Source organism: Stutzerimonas stutzeri, assembly GCF_024448895.1.
GTDB lineage: Bacteria > Pseudomonadota > Gammaproteobacteria > Pseudomonadales > Pseudomonadaceae > Stutzerimonas > Stutzerimonas stutzeri_Q.
Genome location: NZ_JAMOIC010000001.1, coordinates 216,128 through 240,856, shown reverse-complemented (window position 1 = coordinate 240,856; position 24,729 = coordinate 216,128). Strand labels below are relative to the sequence as shown.

At 61.3% G+C, this 24,729-nt stretch carries 19 protein-coding genes; 6 read left to right on the top strand and 13 right to left on the bottom strand.

Annotated elements, in window-relative coordinates; translation table 11 throughout:
• Positions 1-55 precede the first annotated feature (55 nt).
• The 5 genes from NA619_RS01060 to NA619_RS01040 all read left to right on the top strand — a co-directional run bounded on the left by NA619_RS01060 (position 56) and on the right by NA619_RS01040 (position 7,765).
• On the top strand, positions 56-331 hold the full coding sequence (locus tag NA619_RS01060) for a YeaC family protein (RefSeq protein WP_255959120.1): 276 nt from the start codon (positions 56-58) through the stop codon (positions 329-331).
• Positions 331-1,164: a DUF2797 domain-containing protein gene (locus NA619_RS01055; RefSeq protein WP_255959118.1), complete on the top strand. Its 834-nt coding sequence runs from the start codon at positions 331-333 to the stop codon at positions 1,162-1,164. The genes NA619_RS01060 and NA619_RS01055 overlap by 1 nt, the downstream gene beginning before the upstream one ends.
• A gap of 204 nt (positions 1,165-1,368) precedes the next feature.
• Positions 1,369-4,026: an aminopeptidase N gene (pepN, locus tag NA619_RS01050; protein WP_255959116.1), complete on the top strand. Its 2,658-nt coding sequence runs from the start codon at positions 1,369-1,371 to the stop codon at positions 4,024-4,026.
• Positions 4,027-4,306: 280 nt separating this feature from the next.
• Complete coding sequence (locus NA619_RS01045) at positions 4,307-5,398, top strand: YCF48-related protein (protein ID WP_255959114.1); 1,092 nt, start codon at positions 4,307-4,309, stop codon at positions 5,396-5,398.
• Between the two features lie 12 nt (positions 5,399-5,410).
• A complete protein-coding gene (locus NA619_RS01040) occupies positions 5,411-7,765 on the top strand; it encodes an efflux RND transporter permease subunit (RefSeq protein ID WP_255959112.1) in 2,355 nt (784 codons plus the stop codon).
• Between the two features lie 140 nt (positions 7,766-7,905).
• Here NA619_RS01040 and cobA read toward each other — a convergent pair whose 3' ends face one another.
• The 4 genes from cobA to nirB form a co-directional block, all read right to left on the bottom strand.
• On the bottom strand, positions 7,906-8,643 hold the full coding sequence (gene cobA, locus NA619_RS01035) for a uroporphyrinogen-III C-methyltransferase (protein ID WP_255959110.1): 738 nt from the start codon (positions 8,641-8,643) through the stop codon (positions 7,906-7,908).
• Between the two features lie 70 nt (positions 8,644-8,713).
• A complete protein-coding gene (locus NA619_RS01030) occupies positions 8,714-11,410 on the bottom strand; it encodes a nitrate reductase (protein ID WP_255959108.1) in 2,697 nt (898 codons plus the stop codon).
• A 50-nt stretch (positions 11,411-11,460) separates the two neighbouring features.
• On the bottom strand, positions 11,461-11,787 hold the full coding sequence (gene nirD / locus NA619_RS01025; RefSeq protein ID WP_255959106.1) for a nitrite reductase small subunit NirD: 327 nt from the start codon (positions 11,785-11,787) through the stop codon (positions 11,461-11,463).
• Between the two features lie 220 nt (positions 11,788-12,007).
• On the bottom strand, positions 12,008-14,458 hold the full coding sequence (nirB, locus tag NA619_RS01020) for a nitrite reductase large subunit NirB (protein ID WP_255959104.1): 2,451 nt from the start codon (positions 14,456-14,458) through the stop codon (positions 12,008-12,010).
• A 659-nt stretch (positions 14,459-15,117) separates the two neighbouring features.
• On the opposite strand from nirB, the gene NA619_RS01015 reads away from it, so the two are divergent.
• Positions 15,118-15,438, top strand: a complete 321-nt coding sequence (locus NA619_RS01015) for a class I SAM-dependent methyltransferase (protein WP_255959102.1) — start codon at positions 15,118-15,120, stop codon at positions 15,436-15,438.
• An 11-nt stretch (positions 15,439-15,449) separates the two neighbouring features.
• Here the strand turns inward: NA619_RS01015 and NA619_RS01010 are convergent, their stop codons facing one another.
• The 9 genes from NA619_RS01010 to NA619_RS25105 form a co-directional block, all read right to left on the bottom strand.
• Complete coding sequence (locus NA619_RS01010; RefSeq protein ID WP_255959100.1) at positions 15,450-17,123, bottom strand: bifunctional protein-serine/threonine kinase/phosphatase; 1,674 nt, start codon at positions 17,121-17,123, stop codon at positions 15,450-15,452.
• Between the two features lie 83 nt (positions 17,124-17,206).
• A complete protein-coding gene (locus NA619_RS01005) occupies positions 17,207-18,418 on the bottom strand; it encodes a nitrate/nitrite transporter (protein WP_255959098.1) in 1,212 nt (403 codons plus the stop codon).
• Between the two features lie 338 nt (positions 18,419-18,756).
• A complete protein-coding gene (locus tag NA619_RS01000; RefSeq protein ID WP_255959096.1) occupies positions 18,757-19,200 on the bottom strand; it encodes a thioesterase family protein in 444 nt (147 codons plus the stop codon).
• Between the two features lie 125 nt (positions 19,201-19,325).
• Positions 19,326-20,021: a hypothetical protein gene (locus NA619_RS00995; RefSeq protein ID WP_255959094.1), complete on the bottom strand. Its 696-nt coding sequence runs from the start codon at positions 20,019-20,021 to the stop codon at positions 19,326-19,328.
• Positions 20,022-20,023: 2 nt separating this feature from the next.
• Positions 20,024-21,103 (bottom strand): methyl-accepting chemotaxis protein, encoded by a 1,080-nt coding sequence (locus NA619_RS00990; protein WP_255959092.1) that lies wholly within the window; start codon positions 21,101-21,103, stop codon positions 20,024-20,026.
• A 25-nt stretch (positions 21,104-21,128) separates the two neighbouring features.
• Positions 21,129-21,923, bottom strand: a complete 795-nt coding sequence (locus NA619_RS00985) for an ABC transporter ATP-binding protein (protein WP_255959090.1) — start codon at positions 21,921-21,923, stop codon at positions 21,129-21,131.
• Between the two features lie 11 nt (positions 21,924-21,934).
• A complete protein-coding gene (locus NA619_RS00980; protein WP_255959088.1) occupies positions 21,935-22,924 on the bottom strand; it encodes an ABC transporter permease in 990 nt (329 codons plus the stop codon).
• Positions 22,925-22,975: 51 nt separating this feature from the next.
• Complete coding sequence (locus NA619_RS25110) at positions 22,976-23,428, bottom strand: hypothetical protein (RefSeq protein ID WP_336605438.1); 453 nt, start codon at positions 23,426-23,428, stop codon at positions 22,976-22,978.
• Positions 23,429-23,500: 72 nt separating this feature from the next.
• Positions 23,501-24,349, bottom strand: a complete 849-nt coding sequence (locus NA619_RS25105; RefSeq protein ID WP_336605437.1) for a CmpA/NrtA family ABC transporter substrate-binding protein — start codon at positions 24,347-24,349, stop codon at positions 23,501-23,503.
• Positions 24,350-24,729: the final 380 nt, after the last annotated feature.

Sequence of the window (24,729 nt, the reverse complement as noted above, 5' to 3'; positions counted from 1 at the left end):
TCCCTAAAACGGCTCCGCTCGGTAGAATGCGCGCTCGTTTCCCCGGGAGCCGGTCATGTCGTCTTTTATCGAAGCCATCGAAAACATCACGCCTGAAATCTACGAAAGCCTTAAAACCGCCGTCGAACTGGGTAAATGGAGCGACGGCCGCAAGCTAACGCCTGAGCAGAAAGAAACCTGCCTCGGCGCGATGATTGCCTGGGAGATGAAGAATCTGCCGGAAGAGCAGCGCACCGGCTACATGGGCGGCCAGGAATGCGCCTCCAAGAGCAAGAACAAGGCGCCAATCGACACCAGCCTGTTCTCCCCGGCATCCGGGACGCGGCACTAATGCTCGAATTGGGACGTGGCGCTCTGAGCAAGATGTCGATTCAGCTGGGCGAGCAGGCCCAGTATTCGTTTCGCCTGAACGACACCTTGGTGGCCGTCAATCCGCTTATCGGCAAGACGGTTCGGCTTGAATACCTGGGCGCCATCCATTGCAGCCATTGTGGTCGCAAGACCAACAAGAGCTTCAGCCAGGGCTATTGCTACCCCTGCTTCAAGAAGCTGCCGCAGTGCGACGTCTGCATCATGAGTCCGGAAAAATGCCACCACGACTTCGGCACTTGCCGCGATCCGCAGTGGGGCATGGACTTCTGCATGACCGACCACGTGGTTTATCTGGCGAACTCGTCTGGCATCAAGGTCGGCATCACCCGCGCTACGCAGTTACCGACCCGCTGGCTCGATCAGGGTGCCAGTCAGGCGCTGCCGATCATGCGTGTCGCGACTCGCCAGCAGTCCGGCATGGTCGAAGACCTGTTGCGCAGTCAGGTCGCTGACCGCACCAACTGGCGCGCGCTGCTCAAGGGCGATGCCGAGCCCATTGACCTGATCGAGATGCGCGAACGGATTTTCGATGCGTGCGCCGAGGGGCTGCGCGACCTGCAACAGCGCTATGGGTTACAGGCGATCCAGCCAATGGCGGACGCCGAGGTGCTTGAAATCCGCTACCCCGTAGAAGCCTATCCAACCAAGGTCGTCAGTCTGGATTTGGAAAAGACCCCAGTCGTGGAAGGCACCCTGCGCGGCATCAAGGGTCAATATTTGATCCTGGATACGGGCGTTATCAACATCCGCAAGTTCACGTCCTATCAGATAGCTGCAAGCAGCGCGCCGTAGGGTGGATCACGCTTCACCGCTCCACGGGTGGCCAGCCACCAGAATGAACAGAGGCAAATGATTGGTGGATGTAGAAAGCGACATCCCCCTACAGATCGATCACGCAGTTGTTGGCTGGATCACCCGTTACGATCCGCCAGACGAATGCTATTCAATTGCAGCTTCTGGCTCGCCGCTTGAAGCTGCCTCGAAGAGGCCTTACCGATGCGCACCGAACAACCGAAAGTCATTCATCTCAAGGACTATCAGGCTCCGGATTACCTGATCGATGAAACCCACCTGACCTTCGAGCTTTACGAGGACCGAACGCTGGTCCATGCGCAGTTGGTAATGCGGAGAAATCCAGACGCTGGTGCCGGTTTGCCGCCTTTACAGCTGGACGGCCAGGACCTCGAACTGATCTCCCTTGCGTTGAACGACCGCCAGCTTGGCCTGGGTGACTACCAGATCGCCGAGGAAAGCCTGACCCTACAACCCGATGCCGCCAGCTTCACGCTGGACAGCACCGTGGTGATCCACCCGGAAAGTAACACCGCGCTCGAAGGCCTCTACAAGTCCGGCGGCATGTTCTGCACCCAATGCGAGGCCGAGGGCTTCCGCAAGATTACCTACTACCTCGACCGCCCGGATGTGATGAGCAAGTTCACCACCACGGTCAGCGCCGAGAAGCATGCCTATCCGATCCTGCTGTCCAACGGCAACCCGATCGCCAGCGGCGAGGAAGATGACGGCCGTCACTGGACGACCTGGGAAGACCCGTTCAAGAAGCCTGCCTATCTGTTTGCATTGGTGGCCGGGGATCTCTGGTGCGTCGAAGACAGCTTCACCACCATGAGCAGTCGTAACGTGGCGTTGCGCATCTATGTCGAGCCGGAAAACATCGACAAGTGCCAGCACGCCATGGACAGCCTGAAGAAGTCGATGAAGTGGGATGAAGAAGCCTATGGTCGCGAGTACGACCTGGACATCTTCATGATCGTCGCGGTCAACGACTTCAACATGGGTGCCATGGAGAACAAGGGTCTCAACATCTTCAACTCCAGCGCTGTACTGGCGCGTGCTGAAACCGCCACCGACGCCGCTCACCAGCGCGTCGAGGCGATCGTTGCCCACGAATACTTCCACAACTGGACCGGCAACCGCGTGACCTGCCGCGACTGGTTCCAGCTGTCATTGAAGGAAGGCTTCACCGTCTTCCGCGATGCGCAGTTCAGCGCTGACATGAACTCACCGACCGTCAAGCGCGTCGAGGACGTCTCTTACCTGCGTACGCACCAGTTCGCCGAAGATGCCGGCCCGATGGCGCATTCGGTGCGCCCGGAATCCTTCATCGAGATCTCCAACTTCTACACCCTGACCGTGTACGAAAAGGGCGCAGAAGTGGTGCGCATGATCCAGACGCTGCTGGGTGAAGAGGGCTTCCGCAAGGGCAGCGACCTCTACTTCGAGCGCCATGACGGCCAGGCCGTGACTGTCGATGACTTCGTCAAGGCCATGGAAGACGCCAACGGCGCGGACCTGACACAGTTCAAGCGCTGGTACAGCCAGGCCGGCACGCCGCGCCTGGCCGTCAGCGAGCAATACGATGCCGCGGGCAAGACCTACAGCCTGACGTTCCGCCAGAGCTGCCCGCCGACGCCGGGCCAGAGCGAAAAGCTTGCGTTCGTCATTCCGGTTTCGCTGGGCCTGTTGGATGGCCAGGGCAACGAGATTGCGCTGCGCCTGCAAGGCGAAGGTGCTGCGGTTGGCAATACTCGCGTACTGGCGGTCGATCAACCCGAGCAGACCTTCACCTTCGTTGACGTTCCCGAGCAGCCGCTGCCGTCACTGCTACGAGGCTTCTCCGCGCCGGTAAAACTGGACTTTCCCTATAGCCGTGATCAGCTGATGTTCCTGATGCAGCATGATTCCGACGGTTTCAACCGCTGGGAGGCCGGTCAGCAGTTGTCGGTGCAGGTGCTGCAGGAAATGGTCGCGCAGCATCAGCGCGGCGAAGCGCTGCAGCTCGATGAACGCCTGGTCGCAGCGCTGCGCAGCCAGCTCGAGGATGAAAGCCTCGATCCGTCGATGGTGGCCGAGATGCTTTCGCTGCCTAGCGAGGCTTACCTCACTGAGATCAGCGAGGTTGCCGACGTGGATGCCATTCACGCGGCACGCGACTTTGCCCGCCAGGGTATCGCCAGCGCCTTGTTCGATCTGTTCTGGAAGCGTTATCAGGCCAATCGCGAAGTGTCTCGGCAGACACCCTATGTCGCCGAGGCGGGGCACTTCGCCCGTCGCGCCCTGCAGAACATCTCGCTGTCTTACCTGATGCTATGCGGCAAACCTGAAGTGGTTGCAGCCTGCGTCGAGCAGTTCGAAGAAGCCGACAACATGACCGAGCGCCTGACTGCACTCGCCGTGCTGGTCAATTCGGGCTTCGAGGCCGAGCGTGACAAGGCATTGACTTCGTTCGCCGAGCACTTCAAGGACAACCCGCTGGTCATGGATCAGTGGTTCAGCGTACAGGCCGGCAACACTCAGCCGGGCGGATTGGAACGCGTGCAGCAGCTGATGCAGCACTCGGCGTTCACGTTGAAAAACCCGAACAAGGTGCGTGCGCTGATCGGCGCCTTCGCTAATCAGAATCTGCTCAACTTCCATCGAGCGGATGGTGCTGGCTATCGATTCCTGGCCGATCAGGTCATCGTGCTGAACAAGCTCAACCCGCAGATCGCATCGCGGCTGCTGGCGCCGTTGACGCGCTGGCGCAAGTACGACACCAGCCGTCAGGCGCTGATGAAGGCCGAACTAGAGCGGATTCTGGCTGCCGGCGAGCTTTCGAGCGATGTCTACGAGGTGGTCAGCAAGAGTCTTGCCTGATGGGTGACGCGCGCTGAGATCAGCCGGTCAGTAACGAGAAATCCCGCGCACCGCCGCGGGATTTTTTTCTATTTTCATGGGTTGCACGATGATTTTACGTGGCATCTGGAAACGGCTTCTAAGCCCCGTGCCATAAGGCGTACCTATCAGGCAACATCAATCAGCCATGTTTAACAAAACATAACGTCCAGGCAATTGCCGCCGCTTTCGAAAGCCCTATAGCATGGCTTCGCCTGTCTCCATACGCAGGCCCTACCTAATAAAAATAAAGGGGGTATGTATGAGTGAGCCCGTCATGTGGCGCACACCGGTTGGCCGCGCGGAAAAAAAGTCCCGCACGCCGATGTCTAGCAGTCAATCGCCGCTGGCAAGAACGCTCTCGCTCTGCAGTGTTCTATCCATCCTTCTTTTTGCAGCCGTTCCGGCCCAGGCACAAAGCCCTGCCGAGCCAGGCGTGCGCCACGCGCTGGAATCACAGAAAGCCGCCTCTACCTTGCTCCTGGACATCGCGTATGCCGGCAAGCGTCTGGTTGCCGTCGGCGATCGTGGACACATTCTCTATTCCGATGACGGCGGCAGCAGCTGGACGCAGGCCAAGGTGCCGACTCGGCAATTGCTTACAGCCGTATCCTTTGCCGATGAAAAGCACGGTTGGGCCGTTGGCCATGATGCGCTGATCCTGGCTACCAGCGATGGCGGCCAGACCTGGACACAGCAATACGAGAACCGTGAGGGCGAAGTACCGCTGCTCGATGTGTGGTTCGAGAATGCTCAGCATGGTTTTGCCACCGGTGCTTACGGCGTGCTGCTGGAAACCACTGATGGGCAGAACTGGGAGGATGTCACTGATCGCCTCGACAACGAGGACGGTTCCCACCTCAATGCCATTGCCGAGATCAACGGCTCCGGCCTGTTCATCGTAGGTGAAATGGGCGGCATGTTCCGATCCCCCGACATGGGTGAGACCTGGGAGCGTGTCGAGTCTCCCTATCAAGGCTCGTTCTTCGGTGTAGTTGGCGGTACGGAGCCCGGCGTAGTCGTGGCGTTCGGCCTGCGCGGCAATCTGTTCCGTTCTGCCGATTTTGGGGATAGCTGGCAGGCCATTGAACTGCTGGACGATGGTGATGCTGTCGAGTCCGGCCTGGCCGATGGCAATCGGCTTCCAGATGGTCGCATCGTCGTGGTGGGTCACGGCGGCACGGTACTCAGCAGCTCGGATAACGGCCAATCCTTCAAGCTGTTCAGCCGTCCCGATCGGCGCTCGCTGTCAGGCGTGGTCGGCAATCCCAACGGCAATCTGGTGCTGGTAGGGCAGAGCGGCGTCAGGGTCGTCTCGCCAGATGGCGCCAATCTGCCCGTACAACAACAATAAGCCGGAGCCAACATGACCAAGCATCAGCAGAAGCCGGCATCCTTTCTGGAACGCCTGATCTTCAACAATCGACCGGCAGTGATCCTGATCTGCCTGTTGATCAGTGTTTTTCTCTTCTACCAGGCGGCACAGGTTCGCCCGGCGACCAGCTTCGAAAAGATGATCCCGCTGGGGCATCCCTATATTCAGAACATGCTGCAACACCGGGATGACCTGGCCAACCTGGGCAACACCGTGCGGATCTCGGTCGCGGCCAAGGACGGCGACATCTTCTCCAAGGAATACATGGAGACGCTGCGTCAGATCCACGACGAAGTCTTCTACATCCAGGGTGTCGATCGCTCCAACATGAAGTCGCTGTGGAGTCCCAGCGTTCGCTGGACCGAGGTGACGGAGCAGGGCTTCGCCGGTGGTGAAGTGATTCCGCAGACCTACGATGGCTCGCCGGAAAGCCTTGATGATCTGCGCAGCAACATCCTCAAATCCGGACAGATCGGCCGTCTGGTGGCCAACGATTTCAAGTCCAGCATCATCGACGTTCCGCTGATGGAGTCCTATTCGGACCCTGAAGACCGTAGCAAGCAGATTACCCTCGACTATCAGAAGTTCTCCCACGAGCTGGAAGAAAAGATCCGCGACAAGTACAAGGCGCAGAATCCGAACGTCGACATTCACATCATCGGTTTTGCCAAGAAGGTTGGTGACCTGATCGATGGTCTGGTCGGGGTTGTCCTGTTCTTCTTCGTCGCAATCGGCATCACCCTGGCGCTGCTGCTGTGGTTCACCCGCTGCGTCAAGAGCACCATTGCCGTGGTGGTCACCACGCTGATCGCCGTTGCCTGGCAGCTCGGTCTGCTGCATACGCTGGGCTTCGGGCTCGATCCCTATTCGATGCTGGTGCCATTCCTGGTGTTTGCCATCGGTATTTCCCACGGCGTGCAAAAAATCAACGGCATCGCCATGGCCTCGGGTCAGACGGATGATCCTCTGGCGGCCGCACGGATGGCGTTCCGTCAGCTGTTCATTCCAGGCATGGTCGCACTCGCGTCCGATGCCGTCGGCTTCGTGACCCTGCTGCTGATCGATATCGGCGTGATCCGCGAACTGGCCATTGGCGCGTCCTTGGGCGTGGCGGTGATCATCCTGACCAACCTGATCCTGCTGCCGGTTGCGATTTCCTACATGGGTATCAGCCAGCGTGCGGTCAAACAGGCACGTGAGGAAGCCTCGCGCGATCATCCTTTCTGGCGTGCGCTGTCGAACTTCGCCAGCCCTACCGTGGCACCGATCTCCATCGTCATCGCCATGCTCGCTGTTGGGGGCGGCCTGTGGTACGGGCAGAACCTCAAGATCGGTGACCTCGATCAGGGCGCACCCGAGCTGCATCCGGACTCGCGTTACAACCTCGACAATGACTTCGTCATACGGAACTACTCGACCAGCTCCGACGTACTGGTGGTGATGGTCAAGACGGCGCCCGAAGGTTGTGCCCACTACGACACGCTCGCCGCGATGGACGAGCTGATGTGGAAGATGGAAAACACCGCGGGTGTGCAGTCGGCCGTTTCCATGGTCACCGTCGCCCGGCAGAGCATCAAGGGGATGAACGAGGGCAGCCTTAAATGGGAAACCCTGTCGCGTAACCAGTTCGTCCTCAACAGCTCCATTGCGCGCGCCGAAGGCATGTACAACGGCGACTGCTCACTGGCGCCAGTGCTGGTCTTCCTTAACGACCACAAGGCTGAAACGCTGGAGCACGTAGTAGCCGCAGCGCGTGAGTTTGCCGAAGAGAACAACCGTGAAGGGCTCGAGTTCGTGCTGGCGGCCGGTAACGCTGGCATCGAAGCGGCCACCAACGAAGTGATCGCGGCATCGGAAACCACCATGCTGATCGCGGTATACGCAGCGGTGAGCTTCATGTGTCTGCTGACCTTCCGCTCCTTGGCCGCGACGCTCTGCGTGATCCTGCCGCTGGTATTGACCTCAATCCTCGGCAACGCCCTGATGGCCTTCATGGGTATCGGGGTAAAGGTGGCGACACTGCCGGTGATCGCGCTCGGTGTGGGTATCGGTGTCGATTACGGCATCTACATCTACAGCCGTCTGGAGTCTTATCTGCGCCAGGGATTGACGCTGCAGGAAGCCTACTATCAGACGCTGAAGTCCACCGGTAAGGCGGTGATCTTCACCGGTATCTGTCTGGCGATTGGCGTGTTCACCTGGGTGTTCTCGGCAATCAAGTTCCAGGCGGACATGGGCCTGATGCTGACCTTCATGTTCCTCTGGAACATGGTCGGTGCGATCTGGCTGCTCCCAGCACTGGCGCGCTTCCTGATCAAGCCGGAGAAGCTGCGGCAGAAAGGCTGATGGCTAAGTCGTAACAAAAAACCGCGGCCCTTGGGTCGCGGTTTTTTTATGACGTCGAAGTCATTCGTTCGCTTTTCGAGCAGGCGAATGAATTCGCCTCTACTGCCGGATCGCCGGCCGCCGGACCGCCGTTTCGATCTTCAGGCCGTTTGGCTCAATACCTGCGTAACAGCCTGGGCGGCCACTTCGCCGATCACCAGGATCGCTGGACTCTTGAGCTGGAAAGCGGCGGCATCCGTGCACATAGCACCGAGTTGCGAGCGGCATTCGCGTTGTTGGGGGAGGGAGGCGTTCTCGATCATGGCCACCGGAGTGCTTGCTGGCAGGCCACCTTCCATCAGTCCCGTCTGCACCTGATGCAGGCTGCTGACGCCCATGTAGACGACCAGCGTAGTGCCGGTCTTCGCGAGTGCGTGCCACTCGGGGCTGCTGCCGTCCAGGGTGTGCGCAGTGACGAGAGTGACGCCACGGGCAATGCCGCGTTGGGTCAGGGAGATCCCGCATTGGGTCGCACCAGCCAGGCCTGCGGTAATGCCATTGACCAGCTCGACTTCGATACCGCGTTCGGCCAGCCATTCGGCTTCTTCGCCGCCGCGACCGAAAATGCAGGGGTCACCACCTTTGAGGCGCACCACGCATTTGCCCTGACGCGCGTAGCGCAGCATCAGCCGATGGATGAACGCCTGAGGGGTAGAGCGGCAACCGCCGCGCTTGCCCACCGCAATTACCCGGGCATTCGGGCAGTGTTCGAGGATGGCTGGATTGACCAGATCATCGATCAGCACCACCTGTGCTTCGCCCATGGCGCGCACGGCCTTGAGCGTCAGCAGCTCCGGGTCGCCAGGACCTGCACCAACCAGCCAGACTTTTGCGCTCATGTGTTTACCTCTCCTGCTTCTATGATCATCTTGGCGATGCGCTGGCATCGCCTGTCTACCGACGCGTCGCTCAGGCCACCGCCGGTTGCTTCATCAGCAACCGCTTGATTTCTGGTACGCAGGAGCCGCAGCTGGTGCCGCAGCCCAGTTCCTGCTTCAAACCATTCAGATCCAGGCCCCGCTCGATTCCCGCGCAGATCGAGTCCTGGCTGACGTTCATGCAATTGCACAAGGTTTTGCCTGCACGTACTTCCCCGCCCGGCGGGGTGCTCAAGGGCGCAAGCAGCCAGCGGCGTAACGCCTGATCGGCTTTGCCGTCATGCCAGAGCTGCTTGAGCCATTCACGTGCCGCGGTTTCGCCGGAAAGGCTGAGGGCCACGATGCGCCCATCCTCGATGCGTACCCGCTTGCCAACGGCGCGACGCGGGTCGTCGTAAACCAGTACTGGGCCTTCATCCAGTCCCAGCAGTTGCTCGAGCTGCGCCAACTGCGCCCGGCTCGGCGCTTCGTTGCAGGCGGCACGGATGACCAGTGCAGGCCGGTCACGCCCGGTCAGGCTGAAGCTGGCGTAGGCGAACCCCTCGAACAGCGGGCGCAGCGCCTCGAAGCGTTTCTGTACTGAGCCTTCGACGAGGGCGAAAAACTGCCAGGGCAGCTCGACTTTTTCCACCTCGACCCCAGCATGCTTGAGCTCGGGCTGCTTGGAGATTGGATCGAAGTCGGGAAGCGTGAGTTTGTTGACCCCCAGCCCCTTGAGAAACCGGTCGCCCCAATGCATCGGCAGGAAGGCCTGGCCGGGTCGCAAACTGTCGTCCTTTTGCACCGGCAGCAACAATTCGCCCCGGCGGCTGCGGACCTTGACCAGCTGTCCATCGAGCAGGCGGCGACGGCGCATATCGTCGCCGCTCATGCTCAGCAGCGCTTCTTCGACGTGACCGAACAGGCGCGCGGCGGTGCCGGTGCGGCTCATGCCGTGCCAGTGATCACGTAGGCGGCCGGTGTTCAGTGTCAGCGGGAAGCGTGCCTCGCGTTTTTCCTTTGGCGCCTGGTACTGCTCGGCAAGGAAATGTGCGCGGCCATCTTCGGTGGGGAACACGCCGTCACCATAGAGTCGCGGCGTGCCTTGCAGGGCTCCGGCGGGGAAGGGCCACTGCTGCGGGCCGAGCCTGTCGATCAGCGCATGGCTGAGCCCGGACAGATCCAGGTCACGACCCTGAGTCAGCTGTTTGTACTCGTCGAACAGCGCAGCTGGTGCGTCAAAGTCAAACAGGCTGGCCTGGCCCGGACGCATTAGCATTTCCAGGCGACGGGCGAAGTCGCAGGTGATCGACCAGTCAGGACGCGCTTCGCCAGGTGCTGCAATGGCCGAGCGCACATGGCTGACGCGGCGCTCGGAGTTGGTCACGGTGCCTTCCTTCTCGCCCCAGCTGGCGGCGGGTAGCAACAGGTCAGCGTAGCGGCAGGTCTCGGTGGTGAAGAAGGCTTCCTGCACGACCACGAACGGGCAAGCTGCGAGAGCCTCATGAACTTTCCGCTGGTCCGGCATCGATTGCGCGGGATTGGTACAGGCGATCCACAGCGCCTTGATCTTGCCGCTGTGCACGGCGTCGAACAATTCGATCGCTGACAGGCCTGGCGTCTCGGGCAACTCAGGAACGCCCCAGTAGTCCGCTACTTCAGCGCGATGTGACGCGTTACCGGCCTCGCGATGCCCGGGTAGCAGGTTGGAAAGACTGCCCGTCTCACGCCCGCCCATGGCGTTGGGCTGGCCGGTCAGCGAGAAAGGGCCAGCGCCGGGCTTGCCAATCTGGCCCGTGGCAAGGTGCAGGTTGATCAGCGCGCTGTTCTTGGCGCTGCCGGCGGTGGACTGGTTGACACCCATGCACCAGAGCGAGAGAAACGTCGGCGATTGCCCGATCAGCCGTGCACAGGTCTGCAAGGCATCGACGCTGATGCCGCACAGGTCGGCGACCATGGCCGGGCTGTAGTCGCGCACCATGCTTTTCAACGCATCGAAGCCCTCCGTATGAGCGTCGATGAAGCTGCGATCTATCCAGCCTTCCCACATGAGGATATGCAGGATGCCGTGGAACAGCGCGACGTCGGTACCGGGCAGGATCGGCAGGTGCAGGTCCGCCAGATCGCAAGTATCGGTGCGGCGCGGGTCGACCACGATGACCTTCATCTCGGGTCGCGAAGCCTTGGCCTCTTCCAGGCGGCGGAACAGCACCGGGTGGGCGTAGGCCATATTGCTGCCGACGATCAGCAGGCAATCGCTCTGCTCGATGTCTTCGTAGCTGCACGGCGGCGCGTCCGCGCCGAGGCTGCGCTTGTAGCCGACCACGGCGGACGACATGCACAGGCGCGAGTTGGAGTCGATGTTGTTGGTGCCGACCAGTGCGCGGGCCAGCTTGTTGAACGCGTAATAGTCTTCGGTCAGCAGCTGTCCGGAGATGTAGAAGGCCACGCTGTCCGGGCCGTGCTCGGCGATAGTTTCGGCAAACACATTGGCGGCGTGGTCCAGTGCACTGTCCCAGCTGGTGCGTGTGCGGGCCAGGCCTTTGCCCAGACGCAGCTCGGGGTAAAGCGCGCGGGCGTCGAGGTCGCCGGTCAGGTGCAGCGTCGAACCTTTGCTGCAGAGCTTGCCGAAGTTGGCCGGGTGGCTTGGGTCGCCGGCAACATCGAGGATGCGCTCGCCGTCGTGCTCGATCAGCACGCCACAGCCCACGCCGCAATAGCAGCAGGTGGAGGCGGTTGTCTGGCGCATGGCGTCTCCTGACGTCTGATTCATGGTTGGCTCGCCTGCCTGTTGTGAACTCATGCGTATTCGGTTGCGCTGTTCAGCGAAAGCAGCACGCGGCCGTTTTCGACACGCGCTTCATGGCGGTGCGCGCAACCCACATCCGGCGCCACGGCTTCGCCGCTGTCGAGGTTGATCTGCCAGTTGTGCAGCGGGCAGGCGACTTGCTTGCCGAATACGATGCCTTGAGAGAGTGGGCCACCCTTGTGCGGGCAGCGATCATCCAGGGCGAACACTTGATCGTCCGCTGTCCGGAACACCGCAATATCACCCTTGGGCCCAGCGACGATGCGCGCGCCCAGTGGGTTGATCTCGTCCAGTGAGCAGATGTCGAACCATTTCATGGCTGTTTCCTCGCAATTCGGTTGATCAAGCAGCTATTCCGTCGGGGCAACTCATTCGCCCCCATGGCTGAATCGGGCGAATAAATTCGCCCCTACATGGCCGTGATCTGTTCATGGCATCTTCTGGTAACCACGCCGGAGCGCTTCCGTAGGGGCGAATTCATTCGCCCGATGCGCTGTCCAGCCATCTGGGCGAACAAGTCCGCCCCTACACGGACGGTCAAGCGGGCTCGATCTGGGTCAACTGGATCGTTTCGTACTCTTTCTTACGCGACTGCTCGGCAATAACTCTCTTCCAGCCGTCGCCCTCGAAAGTCAGCGAGAACATCAGTCGCTGCGCCAGCGCCTTGCGCCGGGTTTCGTCTTCCAGGACGGCCTTCTTGATGTATTCCAGGCCGACGCGCTGCATGTAGTGCACGGTGCGTTCGAGGTAGAAGCCTTCTTCGCGGTAGAGCTGGAGGAAGGCGAAGCTGTATTCGGCGACGTCCTCGGCGGTCTTGACCTTGACGAAGAATTCACCGGCCTCAGTCTTGATGCCGCCGTTGCCACCGATGTACAGCTCCCAGCCGGAATCGACGCCGATAATGCCGACGTCCTTGATGCCCGACTCAGCGCAGTTGCGCGGGCAGGCGGAGACGGCGAGCTTGACCTTGTGCGGCGAGTACATGCCGAACAGCGCCTTCTCCAGATCGATGCCCAGCCCGGTCGAGTTCTGGGTGCCGAAGCGGCAGAATTCCTGCCCGACACAGGTTTTAACGGTGCGGATGGATTTGCCGTAGGCGTGCCCGTCGGGCATGTCCAGGTCCTGCCAGACTTTGGGCAGGTCGTCCTTCTTGATGCCCAGCAGATCGATGCGCTGCCCGCCGGTGACTTTCACCATGGGCACCTTGTACTTGTCGGCAACGTCAGCGATGCGGCGCAGTTCGGCGGCATTGGTGACGCCGCCGAACATCCGTGGGATAACCGAATAGGTGCCGTCCTTCTGGATATTGGCGTGGGCACGTTCGTTGATGAAGCGCGATTGCGGGTCGTCCTTCGCTTCGCCCGGCCAGGAGGAGATCAGGTAGTAATTCAGTGCCGGGCGGCAGGTGGCGCAACCGTTGGGGGTGCGCCAGTTCATGTAGCTCATCGCCTCCGGAATGCTGATCAGATGGTGGTCGACGATGGCTTTGCGCACTTGGCCGTGGTTGAGGTCGCTGCAGCCACAGATGGCTTTTTCGCTTTTCGGCTTTACATCAGCTGCGCCGCCGACGGTATTCATCAGAATTTGTTCTACCAGACCGGCGCAGGACCCACAGGAGCTGGCGGCCTTGGTGTGCTTTTTCACGTCGTCGACGGAAAACAGACCGTGTTCCTGAATCGCCTTGACGATCTCGCCCTTGCACACGCCATTGCAGCCGCAGACTTCCATGCTGTCCGGCATGGCCATCGCCTTGTTCTGGCCCTGGTGACCGGTGTCGCCGATGGCGCCCTCGCCGAACATCAGGTGGTCACGAATCTCGCTGACGTTGTGGCCTTCGCGGACTTGGCGGAAGTACCAGCCTCCGTCTGCCGTATCGCCGTACAGGCAGGCGCCGACAAGGATGTTGTCCTTGATCACCAACTTTTTGTACACGCCGCCGATTGGGTCGGAGAGGGTGATGGTTTCGGTACCGTCGCCGCCGAGAAAGTCGCCAGCGGAGAACAGATCAATTCCTGTGACTTTCAGCTTGGTCGAGGTAACCGAGCCCAGATAGCGGGAGAAGCCGAGCATCGCCAAGTGGTTAGCGCAAACCTTGGCCTGCTCGAACAGCGGGGCCACCAGCCCATAGGCAGTACCGCGATGATTGGCGCATTCACCGACTGCGTAAACGCGAGGGTCATAGGTTTGCAGGGTGTCGTTGACCAGAATCCCGCGATTGCAAGGAATGCCGGATTTTTCGGCCAGCTCACTGTTGGGGCGGATGCCAGCGGCCATCACCACCAGATCCGCGTCAATCACTTCGTCGTCGGCGAAACGCACGGCGCGGACCCGGCCCCCTTCGTTGCCGATCAGCTCGGCAGTCTGCTTCTGCATCTTGAACGCGAGGCCACGGCTTTCCAGCGCCTGCTGCAACAAGGTGCCGGCGGTCTTGTCGAGCTGGCGCTCCATCGGCCACTCGCCGATGTGCACTACTGTCACGTCCATCCCACGCAGCTTGAGGCCGTTCGCAGCCTCCAACCCCAGCAATCCGCCACCGATGACAACCGCGTGCTTGTGGGTCTTGGCAGCGTCCATCATGGCCTGTGTATCGGCGATGTCGCGATAACCGATCACGCCCTCCAGATCATTGCCGGGGATGGGCAGAATGAACGGGTTGGAACCGGTGGCGATAAGCAGTCGGTCGTACTCGGCCTCGGTGCCGTCCGAGGCGATCACGCGGCGCTTGGCGCGATCAATCTCCACCACCTTGCGGTTGAGCATCAGGCGGATGTTGTTTTCTGCGTACCAATCAAGACTGTTGAGGACGATTTCCTCGAAGGTCTGCTCGCCGGCAAGCACGGGGGAAAGCAGGATGCGGTTGTAGTTGGGATGGGGCTCGGCACCGAAAACCGTGATGTCGTAGAGCTCAGGGGCGAGCTTGAGCAGCTCTTCCAGGGTACGCACCCCGGCCATGCCGTTGCCAATCATCACAAGCTTGAGTTTCTTCATGCCGTTCTCCGCGCCGGGCCTGGCGGTCAGCTGCGCCTGGCCATGCTTTTGAAAATCCAGAAATGAAAAAAGACGTCCCACTGATCTCCCAGTGAGGACGCCTTTGTCCTTGTTTTCCGTATTCGGAGCCGAACCCTCCACGTTGAAGGTCCCGCCTATGTAAGCCTGCTAATGCAGAGGCTGTGCCAACCTGATCGCGGTTCAGCGGCTGGCCGCGGTCAGCCGTAGCGCGCAGGTCGCCCTGTGCAATGTCTTCGTCGCGAAGCCCAGCACTTACGGGCGCTGGCACGGAGCGAACCCCGTACAGGCGCACGTAATGCTGCGCTGTCGTATCGTTTCGCCAAGCCTGCGCAACCGGGCCGAAGCGACTTGCAGCTGCACCCCTATATAGCAAGCTGCGCAGTACTGGTGCGTCGGTGGACTGCTGCGAGTCTTGTTGGTGGGCTTCAGCCAACCATCACGGAGGGGGCCGCGGGCTGCATGGCGAAATTGACCGTTGACAGCCGCCGGCCCGCTTTTCTATTGTTTCGCCCATGCGCCGATTTAGTCAGCTACTTGCGGGGCGCCTGGAGCCACGGCTTCGAAATACCGCTAAAGCGCTGGTTCGGTGTCGCCTCCCACCGCTGCCCAGCGGAATTTTTGAGGCGGAACTTCTCCCAATGAATGCACTACAACGCACCCCTCTACGTTTGGCCCCAATCACAAGTGGGCTGGTCCGCAGCAACCCGAAAATCCTCCTTGGCGGCAGCCATCAACCCTCGCTGTTGCGTTATCTGGATGGCTGGCCGAAGCGCTGGGGCAAGCCACGCGCCTTTCAGGTTCAGTTCACCGGGGCGGATGAATCGCTGGCGCACTTCGCGTCCAACAGTTTCGACCTGGCGGTGATCCAGGCGCCGAGCACAGAACGTCTCGGAGATTGCGTGCGGCAACTGGTTCGCGTTGCACGCCAGGGGCTGATCGTCCGGCGCATGTCGATCTGATCGCGATTCGCTCAGCTGCCTTTCGCCAGCCATACCAGCAGAATCAGATTCAGCAGCAGCGAGAGTAGGGCGAGGCCGCGCCAAACCTTCAAGGGCTCGCGCTCGAGCAAGGGCCGATGAGTTGTGCCGGCACTCAAACGTTCGCCCTGTTCCAGAGTCAGCAGCCACTCCTCCGCGGTTTCGAACCGCTGAGCCGGATCGGCCGCAATAGCGCGCTTGAGCATTTCATCCAGCCACTGCGGCAGGTCGGGGCGATAGCGGCTGGCCGACACCGGAGTGCCGAAGCGCGGACGCTGGAACGCCTCGACCTCGCCGTAGGGATAGTGTCCGGTGAGTAGGTAGTAGAGCGTGACGCCGGCCGCGTAGAGATCCTGCTCGCGGCTTGGTGGTTCGCCGGCGAACGCCTCGGGGGCGATATAGCTCGGCGTGCCCGGTAGAGTGTGTGGCTTATCCGTGGACAAGCCTGGGCAGTACGCGAGGCCGAAATCCAGCAACCGTAGCTCGCCGTCGCCTGCCTGGTGAAGGTTTTCCGGTTTGATGTCGCGGTGCAGGATGTTGCGCCGATGCAGCATGCCCAGCGCACGGATAAGTCGTGGCGCGAGGTGCAACCAGTCAGCTAATTCCAGCGGGCCGTGCTGGCTGAATTGCTGAGCGAGGGTCTGGCCGCTGTATTCGCGCTGCACGTAATACAGGTGCTGACGCTGAGACAAGCCGTGGGTTTCGGGAAAGTGGCGGCCAGCAACACGCCGCAGGAACCATTCTTCCTGCAGCAGTGCCGGCCCGGCGTCGGGTTCATCAGCACGGCTGGGCGGCAAGGTCTTCAGCAACCAGGGCTGACCTTGCTGGTCGCTTACCCGGTAGACCAGCGACTGCCGTGACTCGGCAAGTAACGCCTCTATGGTCCAGCCCTCGAATACCTGGCCGTTTCGCAACCTGGGTGGCAGCGGCCAGTCCGCCAGTTGAGCGAGAGAGTCGGCCAACGCCGCTGGCGGCAGTTCTTCGACACGCAGCAGCAGAGCGCTGGCGTTGTCCTGGCTGCCGGTCTGGTGGGCGAGATTCACCAGCGTTTTGGCCGCGCTGGAAAGATCCGGCTCGGCACGGAGGACATTCTGGATATCGCCCTCGGTAATGCTGGCCCAGACGCCGTCACTGAGCAGCACAAAACATTCGCCAAGACGCAGTTCACCATCGAGGTAGTCCACCACCAGATGCTGGTCCAGGCCCATGGCGCGCTTGAGCACGTGCTGCATGTTCGGCTGTTCCCACACATGGTCTTCGCTGAGGCGCTGCAGCTCACCGTCGAACCAGCGGTAGGCGCGGCCGTCGCCAACATGGGCGAGGGTGAAGCGACGCCCGCGCAGTACTAGTGCGGTCAGGGTGGTGAGCAGTGGCTGGCCGCCGCCGTTTGCCTGCAGCCAGCGGTTGTGAGCAACGAGTAGCCGGTCGAGGGACTGCGCGACGGTCCAGGTTTCCGGCGTCGCATAGTAATCGGTGGCCAACGCCTGCAAGGTAGCTCGAGCGGCGAGGCCGCCATCGGCGCACTGGCTGACGCCGTCGGCAATCGCGAACAGCGAGCCTTTGCTCGCTGCCAGGCCCGGCGTTGGCGTGACGATGCGCAGGGCGTCCTGGTTCTCCTCGCGGGGGCCGGTTGCGGTGGCTTCGCCAAACGACAGCTGCAACGGCATGAGGCAATGCTCCGGTGGCGCGCTAGGGGAAACGGACGGCGGAGGCAGGCCCTATGGCCTACCCATGGTCAGCGTATTCGAACTCAGACGCGCGCAGCGGTCATCGCGGCGGAGCCCCAGGTAGTTCTCCAGCGACGCTTCACACCATAGAGCCCGAACCAAGCCAGTGCACCCAGGCTGGCGAACAGCCAGAGCCCCATCTGATAGTCACCGGTGGCCTGTTTAACTGCACCGAGCCCGGCGGTGAGCAGGAAACCACCGATACCGCCGGCCATACCCACCAACCCTGTCATCACACCGATTTCCTTGTTGAAGCGCTGCGGCACCAACTGGAACACCGCACCGTTGCCCGCGCCAAGGCTGAGCATGGCAACGACGAACAGCGCCAGCGCCGCCGTCGAACTGGGCAGGTTGAAGCCAACCACGAATAGGCACGCCGCGGCGACGGTGTACATGACCAGCAGCGAACGGATTCCGCCGATGCGGTCGGCCAGCGCACCACCCAGTGGCCGCAGCAGGCTGCCGGCAAATACGCAGGCGGCGGTGTAGTAGCCGGCCTTGACCGGATCGAAGGCGTACTGGTCGTGGAAATAGCCAGGCAGGGTGCTCGCCAGCCCGAGAAAGCCGCCAAAGGTCACGCTGTAGAAGAACATGAACCACCAGCTGTCGCGGTCGCCCAAGGCTTTCATGTAATCGGCGAAGGACTTCGGCGCCGGACGGTTTGGGGCATTCTTGGCGACGCTGGCAAAGATGATCAGGGTCAGCACCAGGGGAATCAGCGCCAGCCCGAACACATTGCTCCAGCCAAAGGTGGACGCCAGCACAGGCGCGAACAACGCGGCGAGCACGGTTCCTGAATTGCCCGCCCCGGCGATGCCCATGGCTTTGCCCTGATGCTGCGGGGGATACCACTGGGACGCCAGCGGTAGCGCGACGGCAAAAGAAGCGCCAGCCATGCCGAGGAACAAGCCGAGCAGCAGGGCCTGTTCATAGCTGTGGATGCCATGGACCCAAGCGACGAACAAGGCGGCGATCACTACGATCTGGCCGAACAGCCCGGCGGTCTTGGGAGACGTTCGATCTGCGAGTACGCCCAACACCAGGCGCAGGACCGCACCGGAGAGGATCGGGGTAGCCACCATGAAAGCGCGTTGTTGTGTGGTCAGGCCAAGGTCGGCGGCAATCTGCACGCCCATGGGGCCGAGCACGTACCACACCATGAAGCTCAGATCGAAGTAGAGAAAGGCGGAGAACAACGTCGGCGTGTGGCCGGATTTCCAGAAACTCGTATTCATCGAACACCTCACTAGACAAGTTTTTACCGGCGCGCCAGCTGGCGGTCGGGGAATGCCCCGCTGCCTGGTGGCAGCCTCAAATCCATGCGAGCCATGCCCGCGCCCCTGTTCGTTGGGGCCAAACGAAAAAGGCGCCGCGAACCACCGTCAATCTCAACGGGGCAACGCGACGCCTTTGTCATGTCTGTGAGTAACCGCCTTTGGCTACCTGCCTTGCCTAAGCAGAAGCTGTGCCAAGCGCTAAAGCGGTGGAATCTGGGCTTTGCTGACGTTCGAGACGCGCTGAAACCGGCCTGAAGCGCGCAGCCGTGGTGCGCAGTGCTTCGAAACGGGGCGTATCAGGCGATTCGATTGACCTTGGGGAATTTCGCTTCGAACTCGGTGGGCATCGATACCACGCGGCTTTCCAAATAGTTGTAGAAAACGAAGCCGGACTTGGCCATGGCAATCAATGTGTCGTCAGCCGGGCGTGTAATGCGGAAAGTGATATCGCCACCGTACTTGTTGAAGTCCATAACACCGACTTCGAATTGCAGCACGTCGCGCGCATGCGCCTCGGCTTTATAGGTGGTGGCCAGGTCGGTCACGATGATGCCCCCGCCATCCTTACTGGTTTCGGCGATACCGTAGGCGAACAGAAAACGTGCGCGCGCTTCGGAAATCATCGAGATCATGGAATCGTTGGCCAGATGGTTGCCGGCGTTGATGTCGGTGATGCGTACGGTAAGTTGGGTGGTAAAGCAGAACTGGTCTTCCGGAAATTGCAGGGTCAGGCGGGCCATGGTGATCTCGTGGGCTGAATACTAAGCGCTGGTTTGGCGCGACGTGCGGACGCGGATTGTACGCGTCCGTGCGCCGGCCCCAAGCCGGAACGGTCAGCGGAATATCCCGGTATTTGTTCCACGCCTCAGGCAATGCTGAGGCGAATGCCCCGCAGCCGCTCGTCGATGATCGGTGTGATCAGCGCGTAGCATTCGGCCGGTGCCAGGCTGACCCGTGGTGCGTTGATCAGGTTACGTTCCAGATGTTCGATGAGGTTGCCGAGACTCTTGCCGCCGATAGGGTCGGCCAGGCGCTGGCAGAGGTAGCGCATCTGGATCTGCATATCCAGCGGACAGCGTTCAAAGTTGGCCGCTCGCACTGCCAAGCCGCGCAGACGGCCCAGATCTTCGAGTGCGCGGCAGGCCTCGCACATGCCATTCACTTGCGGGTTGCCCTGGAAGGCCAGACGCAGTTCAAGCACATGAATGCTCTCCAGCAGCTGTTCGATCAGGATGCAATGCGGCTCGAAATCCGCCGGGTTCTGACGAATCTCCTGCCACAAGGCGCGCATCGCAGGCCGGTTCTCTTCTCCCTTCCAGTCGTGCCAGAGCTGGTCGAGGCGAGATGCGACTTCCAGCCGTTGCGCTGCCGCTGCTGCTTCGCGCTGACCGCCGAGGCCGCGGTGCTTCTGCACGAACTGCAGGACCTCCAATGCGTGTTGAAGCGCTTGCACATCGGTTGCGCAGAGCCGTTTGCGATGGCGTTCCGCCGCAACGCGGCTCAGGTGGTTGCCGAGCAATACCAGGCAGGCAGCCAGGGTGAGGGCGATCGATACTTCCATGGTCAGGCTTCCGTTCGGCTGAGGCGGGTGAGGTAGAGCGTCAGGCTGTGCAGCTCTTCGGCCTGGGCGCGCTGGAGCTGGACGCCGGCTCCCACGTAATCGAGCTGTTGGCGAAGCTGGCCGTTGCTGTGTCTTTGCTCTTCGAGCGCCGCATACAGGTGGTCCAGCTCAGCCAGGCTCCGCTGACTGCGCAAAGCCAGCTGATCGAGTTCGGTCGCCAGGGTGCTGCTTTGCTGGCCACTCTGCTCGAGCAGCTGTTTGTGCTGGACGACTTCGGCCTCGACGCGGCGCACGGTGTGTCCGGTGGTGTCGACTACGCGGTAGATGTCCTGGGCGGCGCGGTCGCTGGTCAGTGCCAACTGGCGCACTTCGTCAGCCACAACGGCAAAGCCGCGACCATGGTCACCGGCCCGCGCCGCTTCGATGGAGGCGTTGAGCGCAAGTAGCTGGGTTTGCCTGGCAACCGCCTGGATGCTCAGCGCGGCCTTGCCCACGGCTGCGGTGTCCTGCATCAGCTGACCGACAGCATCGGCCGTTCGCTGCATGCTTTCGCGAACGTCGCTCATGCTGGCACTGACCCGCATGGCGCTGTTGCGCCCGGTCTCGCTTTCACGATGCGTCTCGGCAAATGCCTCCATGGCCTGCTGCCCAAGGGTGCTGACGCGGTCGAGGTTATGACTCAAGTCCTTGCTGGATTCGGTGATCGCCAATACCCGCTGGGCCTGATCGATGCTGCTGTGCTCGGCTGTGCCAGCCATGCGTTCAAGCGCGTCGCTGGCGAACTGCACTTCGCTGCGCAGGCGGGCGTTTCGCAGCGACTGTGCACCGAATGCGGCTACCAGATCCTCCCGCGGATGATCGAGGCCCTGTCGTTTGCGCTGCTGCAAAAGCTGTAAACCCGCCGCCAGGCAGGCAAGGGTGAGCGCCAGCCACTGCTGTTGCCACAGCCCCGCGATACAGGCCGTCGACCAGGCTGCAAGCAGCAGCCAGTCAGTGTGTGGCTTCAAAGCGACAGCGGTCTCGGTCACCCGCGGCGTTTCAATTGCCAGCGGCGTGCTTGTCAATGCTCTGTCCATGGTCATATTTCCGCTCCTGGAGGGCCCTTGTTCAGGCAGCCGGCCGTTGCTGGCGCTGGTAGAGAAACTCCAAGACCTGCGCCCGATAGGCGTGGTACTGGGCGTCATGCGCCAGTGCCATGCGGTCACGCGGGTGCGGCAGCTCTACGCGGAGAAATTCGCCGATGGTTGCCGATGGCCCGTTGGTCATCATCACGATGCGGTCTGAAAGCAGCACGGCCTCGTCGACGTCATGGGTGATCATGATCACAGTGTTTCCAAGGTCCGCATGGATCTCCATCAGCGAGTCCTGCAAGTGCGCGCGGGTCAGCGCATCGAGTGCGCCGAAGGGCTCGTCCATCAGCAGCACCTTGGGCTGCATGGCCAGGGCGCGGGCGATACCGATGCGCTGCTTCATCCCGCCGGAAATCTCGCTTGGGCGCTTTTCACGCGCATGGGTCATGTGCACCAGTTCGAGGTTGTGCTCGATCCATTCGCGCATTTCGCGCTTGCTCTTCTTTCCGTTGAAGACTTGGCGCACCGCCAGTTCGACGTTCTCGTAGCAGGAAAGCCAGGGCAGCAAGCTGTGGTTCTGGAAGACCACGGCGCGTTCAGGGCCGGGCTCGTTGACCTCGCGGCCATCGAGGATCACGCCGCCGGTGGTGGCTTGATAAAGCCCCGCGACGATGTTCAGCACGGTCGACTTGCCGCAGCCGGAGTGGCCGATCAGGGAGACGAATTCGCCCTTGGCGATACGCAGGTTGACGTTCTGCAGCGCGCAATAGAGCCCCTTGTCTGTGGGGAAGCTGATACCGACGCCAGTGAGTTCGAGGTGGGCATTGTTCATGGTGGTTTCCCTCAGCGCAGGTCTGCGTTCTTGTCCCAGCTCACGCGGCGCTGGAGCATCAGCATGATGCGATCCAGGGCGAAGCCGATCAGGCCGATGACGATCACTGCGACCATGATTCGGCCGAGCGAGTTGGAGCTGCCGTTCTGGAACTCGTCCCAGATGAATTTCCCGAGGCCGGGGTTCTGCGCCAGCATTTCCGCGGCAATCAGCACCATCCAACCGGTTGCCAGCGACAGGCGCAGGCCGGTGAAGATCATCGGAATGGCAGCGGGCAGGACGATGCGACGCACATGGCCGAGCGGCGACAGACGCAGCACGCGGCTGACGTTCTGCAGGTCCTTGTCCAGGTTGGCAACGCCCACCGTGGTGTTGATCACCGTGGGCCACAGGCAGCACAGCGCAACGGTCAGCGCCGAGGTGACGAAGGATTTCGCCATCAGCGGGTCGTCACTTACATAAACGGCGCTGACCACCATGGTCACCAGCGGTAGCCAGGCCAGCGGCGATACCGGTTTGAAGATCTGAATCAGCGGATTCATCGCGCTGTACACCGTCTTGCTCAGCCCGCAGACGATGCCCAGCGGCACGGCTATCAGGGAGGCAATCGCGAAGCCGGTCATTACCGTGTAAAGGCTGGTGAAGATCTGCTCGAAGAAAGTCGGCTTGCCGGTGTAGGGGCGGATCTTCACCTCGGCATCTGGGTTCTTGGCCAACTTGGCGGCGTTGCGATCTTCCTGACGCTGATAGAACGCCTCGGCTTTGTCCCGCGACTGGACATGCGCATCGACCAATCCCGTGAACTGCTCGGCTACCTGGCTGGGGCCCGGAAACTGGCCAAGGCTGGTCTGGATGTTGGTTGCCACGAGTTGCCAGAACAGCAGGAAGGCGAAGATGCCCACCAGCGGCATGATGACCTGCGGCAGCCAGCGCTTGAGGCGAGCCTGGCGGCCGGCCCGTAGTGTTTGCTTGATGTTCTGCACGACGGCTGGATTGCTCATCGACGTGTCCTCTCCTAAAGGCGGGAGCCGCGCAGGCTCCCGTAGGCGGAATCAGAGTGTGGTATCGCCTTTCAGGCCGATCGAAAACTGTTCGAGGTACGCGTTGGGCGCGTGCCCGTCATAGGCAATGCCGTCGATGGTGTCGGCCAGCGGCTCGCGTATGCCGTCTTCGTCTGCGGCGGGGAAATCTTCGGCGGTCAGCAGACCGTCTTCGATCAGCGCGGCGGCGGCTTCGCGGTAGATGTCGGGGCGGTAGACCTGCTTGGCGGTCTCCAGATACCAGCTGTCGGGCTTGGCTTCGGCGATCTGGCCCCAGCGGCGCATCTGCGTCAGGTACCAGATGGCGTCGGAGTAGTAGGGGTAGGTCGCGTGGTAGCGGAAGAACACGTTGAAGTCCGGCACTTCACGCTTGTCGCCTTTCTCGAATTCGAAAGTGCCGGTCATGGAGTTGGCGATCACTTTGGCGTCGGCACCGACGTACTCGGGGCGCGAGAGGATCTCCACTGCTTCCTGGCGATTGGCGTTGTTGTCTTCATCGAGCCACTTGCCGGCGCGGATCAGCGCCTTGACCAGGCGCTAGTGGGTTTCCGGGTTCGCCTCGGCCCACGCCTTCGAGACGCCAAAAACCTTCTCGGACATGTTCTTGCGAATCGCATAGTCGGCTACCACCGGCACGCCGATGCCCTTGAACACCGCCTGCTGGTTCCACGGCTCGCCCACGCTGTAGCCATGGATGGTGCCGGCTTCCATTGTCGAAGGCATCTGCGGCGGCGGGGTGACCGAGAGCAGCGCCTGGGCGTCGATCTGGCCGCTGATGTCGCCCTTGTTCGGTGCGTAGTAGCCGGGATGGATACCTCCAGCGGCGAGCCAGTAGCGCAGCTCGTAGTTATGGGTGGATACGGGAAAGACCATGCCCAGGTTGAACGACTTGCCGCTGGCGTTGAGTTGCTCGATCACAGGCTTGAGCGCGTCGGCCTTGATAGGATGCTGCGGCTTGTCATCCACCATTGGCACATGGGGCTTCATCTGTTCCCAGATGGCGTTGGACATGGTGATGGCGTTGCCATTGAGGTCCATGGTGAAGGCGGTGATGATGTCGGCCTTGGTGCCGAATCCGATGGTCGCGCCGATCGGCTGGCCGGAGAGCATGTGGGCGCCGTCCAACTCGCCATCGATGACACGGTCCAGCAAGACCTTCCAGTTCGCCTGGGCTTCGAGCGTGACGTAGAGACCTTCGTCTTCGAAGTAGCCCTTTTCGTAGGCAATCGCCAGCGGCGCCATGTCGGTGAGCTTGATGAAGCCGAGCTTGAGTTCTTCCTTTTCAGGCTCGGCAGCCCAGACAGTCATCGGTACCAATTGCAGCAGGGCGGAACATCCAACGCTGGCCAGGAGCGTTTTCAGCATCGTACGGCGAGTCTTGCGCATGATTCATCCCTCAATCGCGAAACGAAAAAAAGGCGTAACGGACGAACGCTCTGCGTGAGCAGAGCGAGCACCGTTGACGCCTTTGTCAATTCGTCCCGATCACCGCCGTTGGCGACCCGAAGACGTGGTATCGGAGAGATTGCAAGTGGCTTGCCAATTCAGGTTCCACTGAAGGCTTAGCTGGTGAAATACGAGAATTAACCTGACATTACAGTGGGTTACGAGACCCTGCTGAGAAGGCCTGCAAGGGCCATTGGCGTGATGCCTTCCCCCATCACCCACGCCCGGCGCGATTGCCGTGCAGTCTTCGCATCAACTGGCTCCGTTTTGGTTCGCCTGATTGCGGGCGTGGATCGCGTCAGAGAGGTTTTACGCGAGGT